Source organism: Corynebacterium sp. HMSC04H06 (assembly GCF_001815935.1).
In the GTDB taxonomy this organism is placed as follows: domain Bacteria; phylum Actinomycetota; class Actinomycetes; order Mycobacteriales; family Mycobacteriaceae; genus Corynebacterium.
On record NZ_KV823439.1, the window covers coordinates 1 to 14,554 of the forward strand.

Here is a 14,554-nt window from a genome sequence, read left to right on the forward strand (position 1 = left end):
GCCGAGCCCCGCGCGGGGCTCGGCCCTTTTTCGATCCTGCGGGATGCGCGGGAAATCGGCTTCTACCACTGGGCCTGCGCGTATCCCCAGGACACCGTTCACCTTCAGGCGCAAAGGCCGACGGGTTTGACACAGTAAAGCCCCCTTGACGGTAAAGCACGCTTAACATATACTCGTAGACGTAAAGCAAACTTGACTAAAACGCGGCCAGAGCAAGGTCAGAAGCCGAAGCAAGCCGGCGATGTCACTCAGGCCAGGAAAGGGGTAAACCATGGAAACGAAAACACGCCTCGGCCGGATGCGTTCCGGCGGCAGCCAGCGCAAGCTGATGTTGACCTCCGCTGCGGCAGGTGCGATGACCGCGGTCATAGTTGGCGCGGTTCTGACCGCACTGACAGATCACACGGGAATATCCGCCGGGTTGACCGTCGTGATATACGCCGCGTGCCTGTTCCCGGTGGGGTTCGTCGCCTGGTGGGCCGTGTTGGTAGACCGCTCAACCATCGCGGGGGCGCCGGCCCAGCCGGAGGAATCAATCGAGTCTCGCTGGTACGACCAGGCAGCCCAAAGCACTTTCCACGTCTGCCTGTGGGCAGTAGGCGCGCTCGGAGTGGTCTCGGTATTCTGGGACTTCCAGGTCTCCGCCCACTGGTTAACCATCGGTCTAGGCACGTTCCTAGCGGTCGTTTTCTGGGGTTCGTACCTGCTCCACAAGCGGCGCGAGTCCTAAGCGCTATGAACAACCGGTTACGCGAGTACCGCGCTACACACAACCTGTCCCAACAAAAACTGGCCGACGCCTTAGGCGTATCCCGCCAGACGGTCATCAGCCTGGAAAAAGGTCGCTACGATCCGTCGCTGCCGTTAGCGTTCCAGCTGGCAGCCTTCTTCGACTGCACGATCGAGGACCTTTTCATCCCGGATTAGCCCCCCTGTTAGCCTCCGCTAGCAGCCGGGCGCCCCTCAGCCTGGCAGACGAAGTCGCGGAACTGGGCGACGGCCGGGGCGTCGTCGCCGGGGCGCCACACCAGGCCGAGCTCGCGGTAGGCCGGCGGGTCCAGGGGGATGACATTGCGGGCTTGCAGGTACGGGTCTTCCAGCGGCAATAGGGCGCTGCCCAGGCCGGCTTCGACGAGTCCAGCAACGGTGGTCAGCTCCATGGACTCGAAGACGAAGCGCGGGGTGGCGCCGGCCGCGGCGGCAAGATCGTCCAGCAGCATGCGGGTCCCGTATCCCGGCAGCATGCCGATGAAGGGCTCGCCGTCAAACTGCGCCATCGTGACGGTATCGGCGTTACCCGCCCAATGCTCGGCGGGCACGGCGATGCCTAAGCGCTGGCGTTCCAGAAGCGCCCAGCACAGCGGGCGCGGGCCCACGAGCGCCAGGTCGGCCTCACCGGCCAGGACGCGGTCGACCAGCTCTTGGGCGGCCCCCTGGTGCAACTGGAACTCGACGTGCGGGTAGCGCGCGCGGTAGGTGCGCAGAAGGTCGGGGACCATCCAGGTGCCCAGCGAGTGCATGAAATCCAGGCGCACCGTGCCCCGGTCGGGGTCCATCAGGCGGGCGACTTCCGCGGCCCCACGGGAAAGCTCCGCCAGGGCTGTGCACGCGTGGGGCAGGAAGTCCGCACCGCGGCTGTTGAGCACCACGCGGTGGCCGGCCCGGTCGAAGAGGCTCGCGCCAGCGGCCCTTTCCACCCGTTGGATGCGCCGGCTGAGGGTGGGTTGGCTGATTCCCAGCAGATCGGCGGCCACCCCGACGGCGCCGGTCTCCGCGGTGGTGATGAAGCCGCGCAGGTCATCCACGTTCATGCAGAAAGTGTATCAACTCCCGCCATTTCCCACATTTTACACATGGACCCCGCACGGGCATGCTGAGAATATGCCGAGAGCCATGCCCCGAAATACCCGCGCCACCATCGCCATGCTCTGCATCGGGCTGGCAGTCTTTTCCTGCCTGTATTCCACCCAGGCCATCCTGCCGGAGCTGGTCAGCGAGGTGGGTTTGAGCTCCACGGCGGCCGCGCTGACGGTCTCCGCGGCAACGGGCGCGCTGGCGGTCTGCGTGGTGCCCGCCTCCATCCTCTCCGAGCGCTTCGGCCGCGGGCGGATCCTCCTGGTCTCCTGCCTGGCGGCCACGCTGGTGGGCTTCACGGTGCCGTGGGCGTCCAGCCCCGCGCTGCTCATCGGGCTGCGCGCCCTCCAAGGCGCCCTCATGGCCGGCGCGCCCGCAGTGGCGATGGCCTGGCTCTCGGAGGAGCTTGACGCCCGCGCGCTGCCGCGGGCGATGGGTCTGTATATCGCTGGCACCTCTATCGGCGGCCTGATGGGACGTCTTATCCCCTCCGGCCTGCTGGAGCTGACCTCGTGGCGCTGGGCGCTGGGCGGTTCCGCGCTGGTGTCCTTCCTCTTCGCCGTCGCGGCGGCATTCCTACTGCCCAAGCAGCACAACTTCACGGCCAAAACGCTCAACCCCCGGCGCGAATTCGCCGCCATGCTCGAGCACTGGCGCACTAAGGAGCTGGGCCTGCTGTTTCTGGTCGCCCTGCTGGCGATGGGCTCTTTTGTCTCCGTCTACAACTTCATTTCTTTCCGACTCATCGAGACCTTCGGGCTGCCGCAGGCGCTGGTCAGCTTCGTCTTCCTGCTTTACCTCTTCGGCACCTGGTCGTCTGCCCAGGCCGGCAAGCTAGCGGCCAAGCACGGCCGGGGGACCACCCTGCTGGGCGCGTGCGTGCTCTTCGGCGTCGGCATCGCGCTCACGCTCGGGCCCCTGGTGGCAACGATTGCCGGCATGCTGCTGCTGACCGTGGGTTTTTTCGCCGCGCACTCCACGGCGAGCGGCTGGGTCGGCGCCGTGGCTAACCACGACCGGGCGGAGGCCTCCAGCATGTACGTGTTCTGCTACTACTTCGGTTCCTCGGTGCTGGGCGCTTTCGCGGGAACGCTGTTCGGGGCGTTCAGCTGGGCTACCTTCGTGGGCTTCTACGTGCTGGTTTCCGTGATCCTTATCGCCATCGCCGCAACTCTGAAGCGGCGCGCGGTGGGATAAACTAGGGAAATTATGGAGAAAATACCCAACAAGAAGTGGTCGGGGAAGAGCTGGCACCGCCGCGCTAGCAAGCCAATCACGCTGTGGATGATGGTCTTCATCCTGGCCGGGGCGGTGCACACCCTCATCCCCAACTACCGCTGGGTGCTCATCCACCTGTTCACGCTGGGCGTGGTGACCAACAACATCGTCGTCTGGTCGCAGTACCTGACCGAGAAATTCGTCCAGGCCCGGCTGCCCGAGTCCGCCCGCCCGAACCAGCTGCGGCGGATCTACATCCTCAACGCGGGCGTGGTTCTGGCCATCATCGGCCAGGCCCTCGACGACATCTGGGACCTGCACTTTATTCTCACGCAGCTAGGCGCGCTCATCGTCGGCGCCATGCTGATCTGGCACGGCGCCAGCCTGACCCAGCAGTGGCGCGGGGTCGACAGCGCGAAGCGCTTCCGCCCCATCATCCTGGGCTATGTCGGCTCGGCGCTGTGCCTACCCGTCGGCGCCTTCTTCGGCGCCATGTTGTCCATGGGCCTGTCCGAGCCCTGGTACGGGCGGTTGCTGACCGCGCACGTGGTGGCCAACATCGGCGGTTTCATCGGCCTGGCCGCCGCGGCCAGCCTGACGGTGCTTTTCCCCACCATGTGGCGGACCAAGGGCATCACCACGCGGATGAACCCGACGCTTGCTCTCCTCGCGGTGGGCACCGCTGTGACCATCGCGGGCGCGCTCAGTGGCCTCGCGTGGATGACCGGTGCGGGGCTGGTGGTCTACGCCGCCGGTTGGCTGGCCAGCCTCCAGCAGTGGCTGCGCAACGTCGGTGCCGTGCTAGCCGAGCCGCGCGACCGGGTCAGCTACCCGGCGGTCTCCGTGCTGGCGGCGGTGACGTGGCTGGCGTTAACCATCGTCTACCTGGCCGTCCAGGTCTTTATCAGCGGCAACCCAGAGCCGCTGCCGACGCTGCCGCTGCTCATCGGCTTCGCCGGCCAACTGCTCATCGGCGTGCTCAGCTACATCATGCCCACGACGATGGGTGGCGGGCCCTCGGCCGTACGCGCCGGCCTGAAGGAAATGAACCGCGGCGGCCTGTTCCGCTCCACGCTGATTAACGGCGGCCTCATCGTCTGGCTGATTACGGAAAAGTCCTGGCTAGCGGTCTTTTCTTCGGTCCTGTGCATCATCCCGCTGGCCGCCTTCCCCGTGCTCATGATCCGCGCGGTCAAGGCACAGAAGGCCGTGCTGATGAAGCAGGCGGAGGGCCCAGCGCCGGAGACCGAATCCCAGTGGGGGCAGATCACCGCCGGTCTGGTGACCCTGGCGCTGCTGCTGGCGGTTTTTGGAGGTATCTAACGCCCGGCGCGCCCGCGCTCATCCAGTCGCGGACCGCGCGGGTAGCCCGCACATCGTCCTCGTTATACGTCAGCAACGCCTCGCGCACGGCGGTATCCCCGCGCAAAGCCTCCCGGCGCGCGGTCACGGATTCCTCGCCGGCGAAATCGCCCTGCCGCCAGGCAAAGCCCGCGTGCGGGGCCACAACCTTGAGCCCCAGCCCGGAAGGGCCGAGGAAATGGGCCTTGACGTGGGCGAAGACATCGACCCACTCGGGGGAGCTCAGGAAGCGTTCCACCTCAGCTAAAGCGGGCTGCCCGAAGCGCTTGGCGGACATGCGCATCCAGTGGTTTTCGCCGTGCGCGGAGTAGCAATAGGCTGCGAAGGTCTGGCCCGCCGCGTGGGCGCGAGCCCGGATGCCCATCAGCCAGTCCCAGAACGCGGAGAAGTTGTGGGCCTCGGCCCGTCCGCCTAGCGGCTCCCAGGTCACGAAGGGGTGATATTCGCCGGCATACCACGCACCCCAGAGGTAGGCTCCCTGGTCCAGGTAGGCCTCCATGTCCACGTCGACCTCCACGTCGGCGCGGGGGATGGCGGGTGCGTCGCGGGCCAGCAGCATTATCCCCTCCCGCCACGCGACGGCCAGCTGGGAGGCCGGGTAGTAGTCGGCATCGATAAGCGCTTGGACGCTGTCGATGCCCTGCTCACGGTACGGGTCGGCCTTGTCGCCGGGCAAGAACAGGCTGATGTCGTCGACGGCTGCCAGCTCCGGCTCGCAGATGGGCCAGAACCGGCAGCTGGCGCATTCTTTGACCCGGCGCGGCGCCTGCGGCAACGGGCGGGCCAGGGCGGTATCCAGCGCGGCCTGGTAGCGCTGCGTTTCGGTGAAAAAGGTCAGCTGGCGGTCCTGGCCGATGATCCCGGCCCGGCCCGCGTACTGCTCGCCGAGTGCCCGCTCCGCGATGGCCAACCGGTAGCCGTCGGCCACGTGGTGGCGCGCCTGGTACGGCAGCGGCAGGGGGCTGCTGAGCCCGAGCCGATGGGTGGGCACGCCCGGCAGCGTCTTGCCGGGCTTTTTCCGCGCCACACGGTGGTTGGAGACCAGCACCGGGACGACCCCGTCCGGGGTGCGCAACAAGAGGTCCACGTTGACGGCTATCCCCTCGGCGATGAGCACGCCGCCGGTGATGTGGGTGTGCGCGCCACTAAAGGCGCGCTGGGTGGCGGCGGCGCGCTGGGAGGCATCGTCAGCCGGCAGGGGCCCTAAGTCCTTACGGCGGACCTTTTTGCCCTGCTGGGGCAGCTGTTCGGCGACGGCCTCGCGGGCGGCGCGCAGCCTGTCGGCCCGCGCGGTGGCGGAGGCGGGGGCGGGGATTTCGGGGAAGCGCCGGGCCTGAACCCGCCGGTACTGGCACCCCACCAGATCCGACGCCGTCAACCAATCGCTCACCCGCCCGAGCTTAATAGACTAGGACAGGTAATGTTGAATGCAGCACTACACTGCAAACAAATAGTTCCCAAGACAACGACCTTCAACCACAGTGAGGACTAAAGTCATGAGCCTGCTCAAGAAAGTTCGTAAGCTCCGCGCCCAAGCCAAGGCAGAAGCCAAGGCCGCCAAGGCCCGCGCCCGGGCTGAGGTCAAGGAGGCCTCCAAGGCGGAGCGCCGCCAGCAGAAGCTGCTGGCCAAGCAGGAAAAGAACTTGCTGAAGTCGGAAGAAAAGGGCCTGAAGAAGCGTCGCAAGCACGAGCAGAAGATGGCCAAGCAGGAGCTGGAGAAGCTCAAGGCCGGCCGCTTTAACTCCGACAACGTCAAGCGCTACGCCGGCGCCGCCCGCGTGGCCGTCCCGCTGCTGCTGCCGCTGGCCTACCGCGGCCTGGTGGCGCTGCGCGAAAACAACGAGAAGCGCCAGGCCAAGAAGGCGGGCGTCTCCCGCGACCAGCTCGCCTCGTTCGCCGGCCACGGCGCCTCCCTCAAGGCCCGCACCCAGGGCATCCGCAACTCCCTGGAGGGCACCGATCTGCCGGCCGGTTTCAAGCGCGACGTGCGCGACCGCCTCGACGAGCTCGACGCGGCCACCGACAACGCGGAGTTCATGACCGCCGATCAGCGCCGCCGCGCGCACTCGTCGATCAACACCGACATCGACGGCGTCACCTACGACATCCAGCAGCGCCTCACCACCGCCTAATACGCGGCTTCACTAAGCCCAGAGCAAAACCCCGGATCCCAGCATCTACCTGCAGGACCGGGGTTTCACGCTGTCTGCGCCCGCGCGGGCGGGGCAGGCTAGAGCACGCCCTGCTCGCGGGCGGCGGCGACGGCCGAGGTGCGCGAGCGCACGCCCAGTTTGTCGTAGATGTGCACGAGGTGGGACTTCACGGTGGCCTCCGAGAGCATAAGATCCTGGCCGATCTGGCGGTTTGAGGCGCCGGCGGCCACCAGCTTAAGCACCTCCAGCTCGCGCGGGGTCAGCGAGGTACGCGGCGTGCGCACGCGCGTCATCAGGCGGTCGGCGACCATGGGCGACAGGGCCGAGTCCCCGTCCGCGGCCGAACGCACCGCGGCGAGCAGCTCCGCCGGCGGGGCGTCCTTGAGCAGGTAGCCCAAGGCGCCGGCCTCGATAGCGCCCAGGATGTCCGCGTCCGTGTCGTAATTGGTCACGACAAGTACCTTCGGCGGGTGCTCCATGTGGGAGCGGATGGCGGCGGTGGCCTCCGCCCCGCCCATCACCCGGGTGCCTTCCACGCCCGCGCCAAAGCGCAGGTCCATCAGCAGCACGTCGATGCCGCCGGCCTGGGCCGCCGAGATCGCGGCCTCGGCCGTGGCCACCTCCCCGACTACCTCGATGTCGTCGGCCTCCTCGAGCACGGCGCGCAGCCCTAGTCGGACGATTTCGTGGTCGTCAGCTAGCAGAACCCTAATCACGTGGAGCCTCTCCTTTTTGCGGAAACACGTATCCTCCGAAAGTTTAATCTACCAAGGGAACGCTAACAGATACAGCCGTGCCGCACCCAGGCGTGGATTCCACCGTGATCGTCCCGCCGAGCTCCTCCGCGCGGCGCTGGAGGGCGCTAAGCCCGATATGCCCCAGCCCGGCCGGCCGGTCGCGGACCTCCTCCGGGTCGAAGCCGCGCCCGTTGTCCACCACGTCTAGGCGCACTTCGTCGTCCTCGTAGGTCACGGTCACGCGCGCCTTGGTGGCGTGCGCGTGCTTAACGACGTTGCCCGCCGCGCCCTGGGCGATGCGTAGTAGTGCGGCCTCGACCTTCATGGGCAGCTGGCGGGGCTCGCCGTCGGTCTCGACCTCCATCTCCAGCTCCCCGGTGACGGCGTAGCCCTCAGCCATGCGCTCTAAAGCTCCCGCCAGGGAGGTTTCCGACAGGCCGGCCGGCTGCAGCGCGGCGATCATGGCACGGGCCTCTTTGAGGTTCTCCGCCGCGGTCGAGCGCGCCAGCTCCATGCGCTGGCTGGCCCGCTCGGGGTCCTCGCTAGCGAGGTCGCGCTGCGCGGCGTGCAGCAGCATCTGGATGGAGGACAGCCCTTGGGCCAGCGTGTCGTGGATTTCGTGGGCGATGCGCTGGCGTTCCGCGCTGATGCCGGCCTCGCGCTCCGTCTGGGCCAGCTGCGCGCGGGTTTCGACGAGCTCGGCGATGAGCTCCTCGCGTTCCAGGTTGATGCGGTGGAGCGTGTCGAAGGCGTAGTAAATGGCGATGGTGACCACCGCGGAGACCCCCGGGCCCATCACGCCGCCGAAGGTCAGGCCGTCCGGGATCTGCACGACCACGGAGATCGCCCCGGCGACTATCACCATGATGACGCCCCAGAACATCGATAGCACGCGCAGGTAGAGGAAGAACAGGCTAAAGACCAGGTAGATACCCGCCGGGGCGATGGTCAGGTCCAGCACCCACAAGGCGGTCAGCGCGGCCAGCCATAAGAGCTTGACCGTGAACGGCCAGAGGTGCATGTAAATCGAGCCGGCGAAGTAGACGGCGGCGAAGGCAGACAGCAGCACAAGGTTCGCGGCGGCGTCCCCCAGCGGCATCCGCACGGAGGCGAAGATGGCGATCACCAGCAAGGTGGCGGTGAGGATGTGGATGCCGTTGCGTAGGACATCCGCATCGCTCAGATTCTCCGCAGACGGGTGCTCTAGACTGGTACTCATGTCCAAAAGCCTACTTCCCGCCGTGCTCACCGTAGCGCTTGGCCTCGCGGCCTGCAGCGAGGCCAGCGACGCGCCCGAGAGCGACAACCCCGCCCAGCCCGCCGCCGAGCAGACCGCCACCGCCGACGACACCTCCCCGGAAGACGCAGCGGCCAAGCAGCCCGGCGACGGCCTGCCGGTGAACGCCACGGCCGAGGCAGCCGAGCCCGGGCAGTGCCCCTACCTGGACGGCCAGTGGCTGGCGGAAACCAACGGCCAGCGCCTGACCGATCAGGCCATCGATCCCCGGTTTAGCACGCCTGCCTGCGTGTTCTGGTCCTACCCGGAGGACCCGCAGGCGACCGTCATCGTCCGCGAGATGCCCGACCGCGACGCCGCCATGGACATCGTGGACTGGGCCGCGCCCGTCGATGCCACGGAGCTCGCCGAGTTCGACGGCTGGTCCGGCGGCCGCGGGGTCCTGGGCGACCAGGCGGTCTTCGCGGTGCAGAAGGACAATCGCGCGGTGGCAGTCTGGACCAACCAGCTGCAGACCGTCAAGGCCGAGTCCATCGCCCGAGAGGCGATTGCCAACCTCGGGCTCTAGGCGGCTCGGCGGGCCTAAACAGAGACGTCGTTGTACGGCATTAACGGGGAGATGGCTGGGAAGACGACCTCCATGAGGAGGAAGAACACGCCCACGGCGATGGCGATAGCCAGCAGCACCTTCACGGGGGTAGGGCCCGGCAAGAGGTTCCAGAGTGCTCGGTACATGGTTTCTATTCCTCCTCCATCGCGGCCGGGCGCGTTGGGCTTGAGTCTACTTTCATCGCGTGCACGATCATTCGCTCCGCGTTGGAGAACTGCGGGTGGCAGGTGGTCAGCGTCAGCAGGGCCTCGCTGGGCTCCGGCCCGCCGGCGGCCATCCCGGGGATGGGCGCGATAACGCCGATGTCCCCGGGCAGCGTGATGTGGCGGCCGGGCGCCCCGGCATAAGGGCCGCCGTAGATCTTTTCCTGTTGTTCCGGCGTGAAGCAGTCCGCCGGCTGCCCGTCGATGGGTAGCACCCGGTAGGTCACCCACTCGCCCTGTGTTTCGATGACGATGGCGTCGCAGGTTTCCAACTTGCCCAGGTCATTGAAGGGCGCGCCCTTGCCCACGCGGTGGCCGGCCACGGCGAAGTTGCCGTTGTCGCCCGGCATCTGGCTATCAACGTAGCGCCCCGGGCCCTTAAGCAGATCGTCCTCGTCGGTGCCTTCCAGGATGGCGAAGTGGTAGTCGGAGCCGAAGCTAGGGATGTACATCCGGGCAAAGGCCTCGCCCAGCTCCGGGCGGAGCTTGCCGCGCGGGTTGGTGCGCTCGTTCCAGCGCTGCTCCAGGTTCTGGTTGGCCTCGTCCTGGAGCTCTGCGGACTTCAGGTTGGTCCAATACGCCTCGTAAAAGGCGAACAACAGCAGCAGCACCCCGACGGTCATAAAGATTTCTCCCATAACCTGCTGCCAGCTGGGGCGCGTGTGATTCATGCGCAATAGTGTAGCGCCTGTAGGCTAGATCTGCCTCATTCACCAGAGACTGCGGAAAGGCCTGCGCGCATGCTGACTATCTTCATGTACCCCGTGTCCGGAATCATGAAGCTGTGGCACTTCATCACCCACAGTTTCCTGGATGACCAGACCGCGTGGTTGGTCTCCATCGTGCTGCTCGTCCTTACCATCCGCGGGCTGATCGCGCCGCTGTCCTGGTCCTCGGTGAAGATGGGGCGCACCGGCGCGCTCATGCGCCCGACCAAGCGCGACATCGAACGCCGCACCGAGGAAGCAACGACCATCGAGGAGTACAAAGCCCTCCAGGTCGAGACCAAGGAGCTGAACAAGAAGTTCAACTACCGGCCGCTGATCGGCTGTATCCCGCCGCTTATCATGATGCCCTTCTTCCTGGGCCTGTACCAGGTGGTGTTGCGCATGGCGCGGCCCTCGACGGGCGACACCGTGGGCCTGCTCAGCGCCGCGGAGGTCGAGGCCTTCCGCGAGACGACGTTCATGGGCACCCCGCTGCCGGCCTTCGTCTCGATGCCGCACGACTGGGCCGCGGAGCTCGGCATCACCGGCGAAGAGGTCCGCCACGTCATCATGCCGTGGCTCATCGCCGCCCTCATCTTTACCACCGTGAACATGATGATCACCGGCTACCGCGCGTTCTTGACCACGCAGTTCGATCAGAAGGTTCCGCGGCGCATGTTCTACTTCGTCGTGATCATCATCCCGTTCGTGCCGTTTATGCTCTGGCATCTGGCCATGACCGGCCCGATCCCGGTGGCCATCATCTTGTACTGGGCCTGCACGAACCTGTTTACCCTGTGCCAAACGCTGGTCTTCGAGATCTTCCTGCGACGTAGAATGCCGCTGGGCACCGAGGTCCACGAGCTGCGCCGCCAGAGCTGGAAGGACTTCCGCGCCAACCGGAAGAACAAGCTGAGCCGCGCCGAGAAGAAGGAAGAAAAGGAAAAGAGGCAGGCCCGGCGCAAGATGCAGCAGCAGGCCAGCCGCGAGCTCATGGCGGAGCGCCGCGCCGCGCGGGAGGAAGCCGGCGGGCAGCAGGGGGCATCGGCAGCCGGTGCAGCGCCCACCAGCAACGCGGAACCGCTAGAGGCCAAGGCCACCGAAGAAGGCGAAGAAAAAGGCCCCCGGGAAGGGGCCTAGCCGGAAAAGCCTTAGATGGAGTAGTCCGCCGGCGGGGCCGAGAGCATCTCCTGGGCCAGGTTGCGGGCGGTCTTGAGCGGGGTGACGTCGCGCTCGAGGCGGGCCCCGGCGAGGCCGCCGTCGAGGAAGATGAGCAGCTGGCTGGCCTGCGCGTCCGAGGGGTAGCCGTTCTTCTCATTGAGCAGGGCGGTCATGGTGGAATGCATCCACCGGCGGTGCTCCAGACAGGCCGCGACGATGCCGTGCTCGGACTCCGTCTCCGGGCGCGGGTACTCGCCGGCGGCGTTGAGGAAGTGGGAGCCACGGAATTCCTTGGCCGGTTCCTGCTCGATGGCCATGTCGTAGAAGGCCATGATCTTCTCCTGCGGGTCCTTCGCGTTAGCAGTCCGTTCGTTCCACTCGGCGCGGTACTGCTCGTCGAGGTTCTCCAGGTAGGCGATGACGAGCGCGTCCTTGGAACCGAAGAGGGAATACAGGGATGCCTTGGCAACGTCCGCCTCCCGGAGGATGCGGTCGATTCCGATGACCCGAATACCTTCCGTAGTAAACAGGCGGGTGGCGGAGTCGAGAAGTCGATTGCGCGGGCTCGGACGGTTCCGACGCGATTTCTTTTCTGCCACGGCTATCCTTTCCACAAACAAAAACCGGTTCATCTACACAATATAGACGAACCGGTTTGTATGCGAATTTAGATTATTCCTTCTTGCTGCCCCCGCGGATCATGCCAACGATCCACAGCAGGATGCAGGCACCGGCGGTGGCCGTAATAATCTGCAGGAAGATGTTGCTCGGGTTGCCCTGGTTGATAAGCGTCAGGATGCCGCCACCAATCAGACCACCAATGACACCGACGATCAGGTTAGTGATCAGCCCGTGATCCTTCTTCATAATCTTTTCTGCCAGCCAGCCGGCAATGATACCGACGATGATGGACATGAAAAAGCTCAGTCCCAGTCCCATAATATTCCTTCCAAAAGAACGCTTTACTTCGTAATTTACCGTGGGCGGGCCCACACTGTTGCCCGCCTACTTCCCATTGTGCCCGTTAAAACAGCAAAAAGCCACAGATGCCCTGTCATAATTTCGGGCAACTATGGCTTAATAGCTCTCGCCTAGGGAGACTACTCAGACTACTCGGAGTCGGGGCGCACGACCATCATCGGGCACGGCGCGGACTGCAGCAGCGCGCGGGAGGTCGAGCCGAGCAGCATCCCCTTGAAGCCGCCGCGGCCGTGGGAGCCGACTACCAGCAGCTGGGCACCCTCGGAATTATCCGACAGGGCGCGGACCGGTCGGTCGCGGGCGATGACCTTCTTGACCGGCACGTCCGGGTACTTCTCTTGGAAGGAGGACAGGCGCTCAGCCAGCAGCTCACCCTGCTCCTTCTCCACGTCTGCCCACTCGGCCTGTGCGGCGGACAGGCCGGCCAGGGAAGCCTGGACCTGCATGTCCATCCAGGTGTGCACGGCGACCAGCTCGGAGGAGCGGGCGCTGGCTTCCTGGAAGGCGTACTCGGTGGCCTTCTGGGAGACCTCGGAGCCATCCACACCAACGACGACCGGGCCGTACTTGTTGGCCTCGTTGACCGCGTTGTCATCACGCACGACAACCACCGGGCAGGCGGCGTGGGAGACCACGGAGGCGGAGACCGAGCCCATCACCATGCCGGACAGGCCGCCCATGCCGCGGGAGCCCATGACGATCATAGTGACGTCGTGCGACATCTCCAGCAGCATATCGATGGGGGAGCCCTCAGCCACGGTGTGGCCGATCTTCAGGTCGGGGAAGGACTCGTGCGCGATGGCGCGGGCTTCCTCAATCTTTTCCAGGGTCTCGTACTGGAGGTCGTCGTAGAGCTCCTTTGGCGGAACCATGCCCTCGGCATAGAGGAACTGCGGCATGGTGTAGCTGGAGGCAATCCGCAGCGGGATGCCGCGCTTGGTGGCGGTGTTAGCCGCCCACCGAACGGCGTTGAGGGAGGCCTCAGAACCATCTACTGCAACGACAACAATGTCTTCTTTAGCCATGATCTTTAGTCCTTTCTCCGGTGGGCCTTACACCACCAATTATAGCCGGTTATAACAACTTACGTGGAAAGTTAGCCCCGAACTACTTGGTTACGTGCGCGCCTTCCGAGTTCGCCGGATACAGCAGTTCGTACAAGGCCACCAAAACGTCGCGAATCACGGCTCCGATACCATTGGAGGAAAATTCTAGTGCCGGCGCGAGGAGTGCATCAAAGTCCATGTCACAAAGGATAGCCCATCATCGGAAGGGATACAGCCCGTTAGGGGTACAAAATGGACTAAACCCCACCCGCGTGCGGGTACCGGATGGCGGTATCACGGCATGGGACTTCCTCGCCCACGTCATCACCAGCCAGCGCCACCGACACCCGGCTGACGATGCCGCCGCGCTCCAGCGCCGCTTCAACGACCACGCCGTCGTGCTCCGCGATGCCACGGTCCTTACTCCACACTCCATCCTCCGCGCCGGTCAGGACGTCTACTTCTACCGCATGCCAGCTGAAGAAGAACCCGTCCCCTACGACATCCCCGTAGTCTACGAAGACGCCAACCTCTTGGTGGCCAACAAACCACCGTTCATGGCGACGATGCCCCGTGCCCGCCACATCGTGCAGACCGCGACCGTACAACTGCGCCGGACAACCGGGATTGACGAGCTCGCCCCCGCCCACCGCCTGGACCGGCTTACCTCGGGAATCCTCTTATTCACCAAACGCCGCGAGATCCGCGGGGCCTACCAGACCATGTTCGCCGAGCGAAAGGTCCACAAGGTCTACCAAGCCATCGCCCCCAACGTTGGAATCCAGGCAGGCACCGTCTGGCGCAACCGACTGGAGAAGACCCCGGGCGAAATCCAAGGCCGAATCGAAGAAGGCCGACCCAACGCCGAAACCAACGTGGTCAAGGTCGAGCCCATCACCAACAAGCAAGGCCTCGAAGGTATCCATGGGCCGCAGCCACCATTGGCGCGGTACACACTAGCGCCCACCACCGGCAAAACGCACCAGCTCAGACTGCATCTATGGGCCGCCGGCGCACCCATCCTGGGCGATCCCATCTACCCGGACATTCTGCCGGAGGACACAGAGGACTTCCGCGTCCCCATGCACCTGACCGCCACGCGGCTCAGTTTCACTGACCCGCTCGACGGCACCGAGCGCACCTTCAAGGCCGCTCCCATCGACGAACGCATCTCATAAAGTAGCCAGGCTTCCCACGAAAACTTAGCCCGTTCGGCCTTCACATGCACTAGACAAACAACGGGCATTTGCAGCATTTGGGCATGGGGAAGCACCCGGTAGAAAAC

The 14,554-nt window shown here is 65.4% G+C and carries 18 protein-coding genes; 8 read left to right on the forward strand and 10 right to left on the reverse strand.

What is annotated here, in order from left to right; genetic code table 11:
* Window positions 1-271: 271 nt before the first annotated feature.
* Window positions 272-730: a hypothetical protein gene (locus HMPREF3067_RS07660; protein ID WP_070769140.1), complete on the forward strand. Its 459-nt coding sequence runs from the start codon at window positions 272-274 to the stop codon at window positions 728-730.
* A 5-nt stretch (window positions 731-735) separates the two neighbouring features.
* Window positions 736-927, forward strand: a complete 192-nt coding sequence (locus HMPREF3067_RS07665) for a helix-turn-helix transcriptional regulator (RefSeq protein ID WP_070769141.1) — start codon at window positions 736-738, stop codon at window positions 925-927.
* 8 nt (window positions 928-935) lie between these two features.
* Here the strand turns inward: HMPREF3067_RS07665 and HMPREF3067_RS07670 are convergent, their stop codons facing one another.
* A complete protein-coding gene (locus HMPREF3067_RS07670) occupies window positions 936-1,811 on the reverse strand; it encodes a LysR substrate-binding domain-containing protein (protein WP_070769142.1) in 876 nt (291 codons plus the stop codon).
* 82 nt (window positions 1,812-1,893) lie between these two features.
* Here HMPREF3067_RS07670 and HMPREF3067_RS07675 point away from each other — a divergent pair, with 82 nt between their 5' ends.
* Window positions 1,894-3,051 (forward strand): MFS transporter, encoded by a 1,158-nt coding sequence (locus tag HMPREF3067_RS07675; protein WP_070769143.1) that lies wholly within the window; start codon window positions 1,894-1,896, stop codon window positions 3,049-3,051.
* 12 nt (window positions 3,052-3,063) lie between these two features.
* Window positions 3,064-4,395, forward strand: coding sequence for a copper oxidase (locus HMPREF3067_RS07680; RefSeq protein WP_246819275.1), 1,332 nt, complete (start codon window positions 3,064-3,066; stop codon window positions 4,393-4,395).
* Here the strand turns inward: HMPREF3067_RS07680 and HMPREF3067_RS07685 are convergent.
* Window positions 4,340-5,824: a TM0106 family RecB-like putative nuclease gene (locus tag HMPREF3067_RS07685; protein WP_210400096.1), complete on the reverse strand. Its 1,485-nt coding sequence runs from the start codon at window positions 5,822-5,824 to the stop codon at window positions 4,340-4,342. The genes HMPREF3067_RS07680 and HMPREF3067_RS07685 overlap by 56 nt on opposite strands.
* A gap of 106 nt (window positions 5,825-5,930) precedes the next feature.
* Here HMPREF3067_RS07685 and HMPREF3067_RS07690 point away from each other — a divergent pair, with 106 nt between their 5' ends.
* The gene (locus HMPREF3067_RS07690) at window positions 5,931-6,566 is read left to right on the forward strand and encodes a DUF6474 family protein (protein WP_070769144.1); all 636 of its coding nucleotides are present in this window, start codon (window positions 5,931-5,933) and stop codon (window positions 6,564-6,566) included.
* A 98-nt stretch (window positions 6,567-6,664) separates the two neighbouring features.
* Here HMPREF3067_RS07690 and HMPREF3067_RS07695 read toward each other — a convergent pair whose 3' ends face one another.
* Both HMPREF3067_RS07695 and HMPREF3067_RS07700 read right to left on the reverse strand, forming a co-directional pair.
* On the reverse strand, window positions 6,665-7,303 hold the full coding sequence (locus HMPREF3067_RS07695; protein WP_070769145.1) for a LuxR C-terminal-related transcriptional regulator: 639 nt from the start codon (window positions 7,301-7,303) through the stop codon (window positions 6,665-6,667).
* Window positions 7,304-7,346: 43 nt separating this feature from the next.
* Window positions 7,347-8,543, reverse strand: a complete 1,197-nt coding sequence (locus HMPREF3067_RS07700; RefSeq protein WP_070769146.1) for a sensor histidine kinase — start codon at window positions 8,541-8,543, stop codon at window positions 7,347-7,349.
* Between HMPREF3067_RS07700 and HMPREF3067_RS07705 the strand changes: the two genes are divergently transcribed.
* Window positions 8,542-9,129 (forward strand): DUF2020 domain-containing protein, encoded by a 588-nt coding sequence (locus tag HMPREF3067_RS07705; protein WP_070769147.1) that lies wholly within the window; start codon window positions 8,542-8,544, stop codon window positions 9,127-9,129. The genes HMPREF3067_RS07700 and HMPREF3067_RS07705 overlap by 2 nt on opposite strands.
* Before the next feature lie 14 nt (window positions 9,130-9,143).
* Here HMPREF3067_RS07705 and HMPREF3067_RS11365 read toward each other — a convergent pair whose 3' ends face one another.
* Both HMPREF3067_RS11365 and HMPREF3067_RS07710 read right to left on the reverse strand, forming a co-directional pair.
* On the reverse strand, window positions 9,144-9,296 hold the full coding sequence (locus tag HMPREF3067_RS11365) for a hypothetical protein (protein WP_168166959.1): 153 nt from the start codon (window positions 9,294-9,296) through the stop codon (window positions 9,144-9,146).
* A gap of 5 nt (window positions 9,297-9,301) precedes the next feature.
* The gene (locus tag HMPREF3067_RS07710) at window positions 9,302-10,045 is read right to left on the reverse strand and encodes a class E sortase (protein ID WP_070769148.1); all 744 of its coding nucleotides are present in this window, start codon (window positions 10,043-10,045) and stop codon (window positions 9,302-9,304) included.
* Between the two features lie 69 nt (window positions 10,046-10,114).
* Between HMPREF3067_RS07710 and yidC the strand changes: the two genes are divergently transcribed.
* Complete coding sequence (gene yidC / locus HMPREF3067_RS07715; protein ID WP_070769149.1) at window positions 10,115-11,221, forward strand: membrane protein insertase YidC; 1,107 nt, start codon at window positions 10,115-10,117, stop codon at window positions 11,219-11,221.
* An 11-nt stretch (window positions 11,222-11,232) separates the two neighbouring features.
* Here the strand turns inward: yidC and HMPREF3067_RS07720 are convergent, their stop codons facing one another.
* From HMPREF3067_RS07720 to HMPREF3067_RS11370, 4 genes are all read right to left on the reverse strand, one after another.
* Window positions 11,233-11,841, reverse strand: a complete 609-nt coding sequence (locus tag HMPREF3067_RS07720) for a TetR/AcrR family transcriptional regulator (RefSeq protein WP_070769150.1) — start codon at window positions 11,839-11,841, stop codon at window positions 11,233-11,235.
* Window positions 11,842-11,914: 73 nt separating this feature from the next.
* The gene (locus HMPREF3067_RS07725) at window positions 11,915-12,181 is read right to left on the reverse strand and encodes a GlsB/YeaQ/YmgE family stress response membrane protein (protein WP_070769151.1); all 267 of its coding nucleotides are present in this window, start codon (window positions 12,179-12,181) and stop codon (window positions 11,915-11,917) included.
* A 170-nt stretch (window positions 12,182-12,351) separates the two neighbouring features.
* Entirely contained in the window at window positions 12,352-13,248 is an 897-nt protein-coding gene (locus tag HMPREF3067_RS07730; protein WP_070769152.1) for a universal stress protein, read from the reverse strand.
* Between the two features lie 82 nt (window positions 13,249-13,330).
* A complete protein-coding gene (locus HMPREF3067_RS11370; protein WP_168166960.1) occupies window positions 13,331-13,468 on the reverse strand; it encodes a hypothetical protein in 138 nt (45 codons plus the stop codon).
* On the opposite strand from HMPREF3067_RS11370, the gene HMPREF3067_RS07735 reads away from it, so the two are divergent.
* Entirely contained in the window at window positions 13,404-14,447 is a 1,044-nt protein-coding gene (locus tag HMPREF3067_RS07735; RefSeq protein WP_083319212.1) for a pseudouridine synthase, read from the forward strand. The two genes, HMPREF3067_RS11370 and HMPREF3067_RS07735, sit on opposite strands and share 65 nt — an antisense overlap.
* The last annotated feature ends 107 nt before the right edge of the window (window positions 14,448-14,554 follow it).

What these genes read in the sequence shown, in the direction of transcription:
- HMPREF3067_RS07660 (WP_070769140.1), top strand. Translation starts at nt 272, where the DNA reads ATGGAAACGAAAACACGCCTCGGCCGGATGCGTTCCGGCGGCAGCCAG.
- HMPREF3067_RS07665 (WP_070769141.1), top strand. Translation starts at nt 736, where the DNA reads ATGAACAACCGGTTACGCGAGTACCGCGCTACACACAACCTGTCCCAA.
- HMPREF3067_RS07670 (WP_070769142.1), bottom strand. Translation starts at nt 1,811, where the DNA reads ATGAACGTGGATGACCTGCGCGGCTTCATCACCACCGCGGAGACCGGC.
- HMPREF3067_RS07675 (WP_070769143.1), top strand. Translation starts at nt 1,894, where the DNA reads ATGCCCCGAAATACCCGCGCCACCATCGCCATGCTCTGCATCGGGCTG.
- HMPREF3067_RS07680 (WP_246819275.1), top strand. Translation starts at nt 3,064, where the DNA reads ATGGAGAAAATACCCAACAAGAAGTGGTCGGGGAAGAGCTGGCACCGC.
- HMPREF3067_RS07690 (WP_070769144.1), top strand. Translation starts at nt 5,931, where the DNA reads ATGAGCCTGCTCAAGAAAGTTCGTAAGCTCCGCGCCCAAGCCAAGGCA.
- HMPREF3067_RS07705 (WP_070769147.1), top strand. Translation starts at nt 8,542, where the DNA reads ATGTCCAAAAGCCTACTTCCCGCCGTGCTCACCGTAGCGCTTGGCCTC.
- HMPREF3067_RS07700 (WP_070769146.1), bottom strand. Translation starts at nt 8,543, where the DNA reads ATGAGTACCAGTCTAGAGCACCCGTCTGCGGAGAATCTGAGCGATGCG.
- HMPREF3067_RS11365 (WP_168166959.1), bottom strand. Translation starts at nt 9,296, where the DNA reads ATGTACCGAGCACTCTGGAACCTCTTGCCGGGCCCTACCCCCGTGAAG.
- HMPREF3067_RS07710 (WP_070769148.1), bottom strand. Translation starts at nt 10,045, where the DNA reads ATGAATCACACGCGCCCCAGCTGGCAGCAGGTTATGGGAGAAATCTTT.
- yidC (WP_070769149.1), top strand. Translation starts at nt 10,115, where the DNA reads ATGCTGACTATCTTCATGTACCCCGTGTCCGGAATCATGAAGCTGTGG.
- HMPREF3067_RS07725 (WP_070769151.1), bottom strand. Translation starts at nt 12,181, where the DNA reads ATGGGACTGGGACTGAGCTTTTTCATGTCCATCATCGTCGGTATCATT.
- HMPREF3067_RS07730 (WP_070769152.1), bottom strand. Translation starts at nt 13,248, where the DNA reads ATGGCTAAAGAAGACATTGTTGTCGTTGCAGTAGATGGTTCTGAGGCC.
- HMPREF3067_RS11370 (WP_168166960.1), bottom strand. Translation starts at nt 13,468, where the DNA reads ATGGACTTTGATGCACTCCTCGCGCCGGCACTAGAATTTTCCTCCAAT.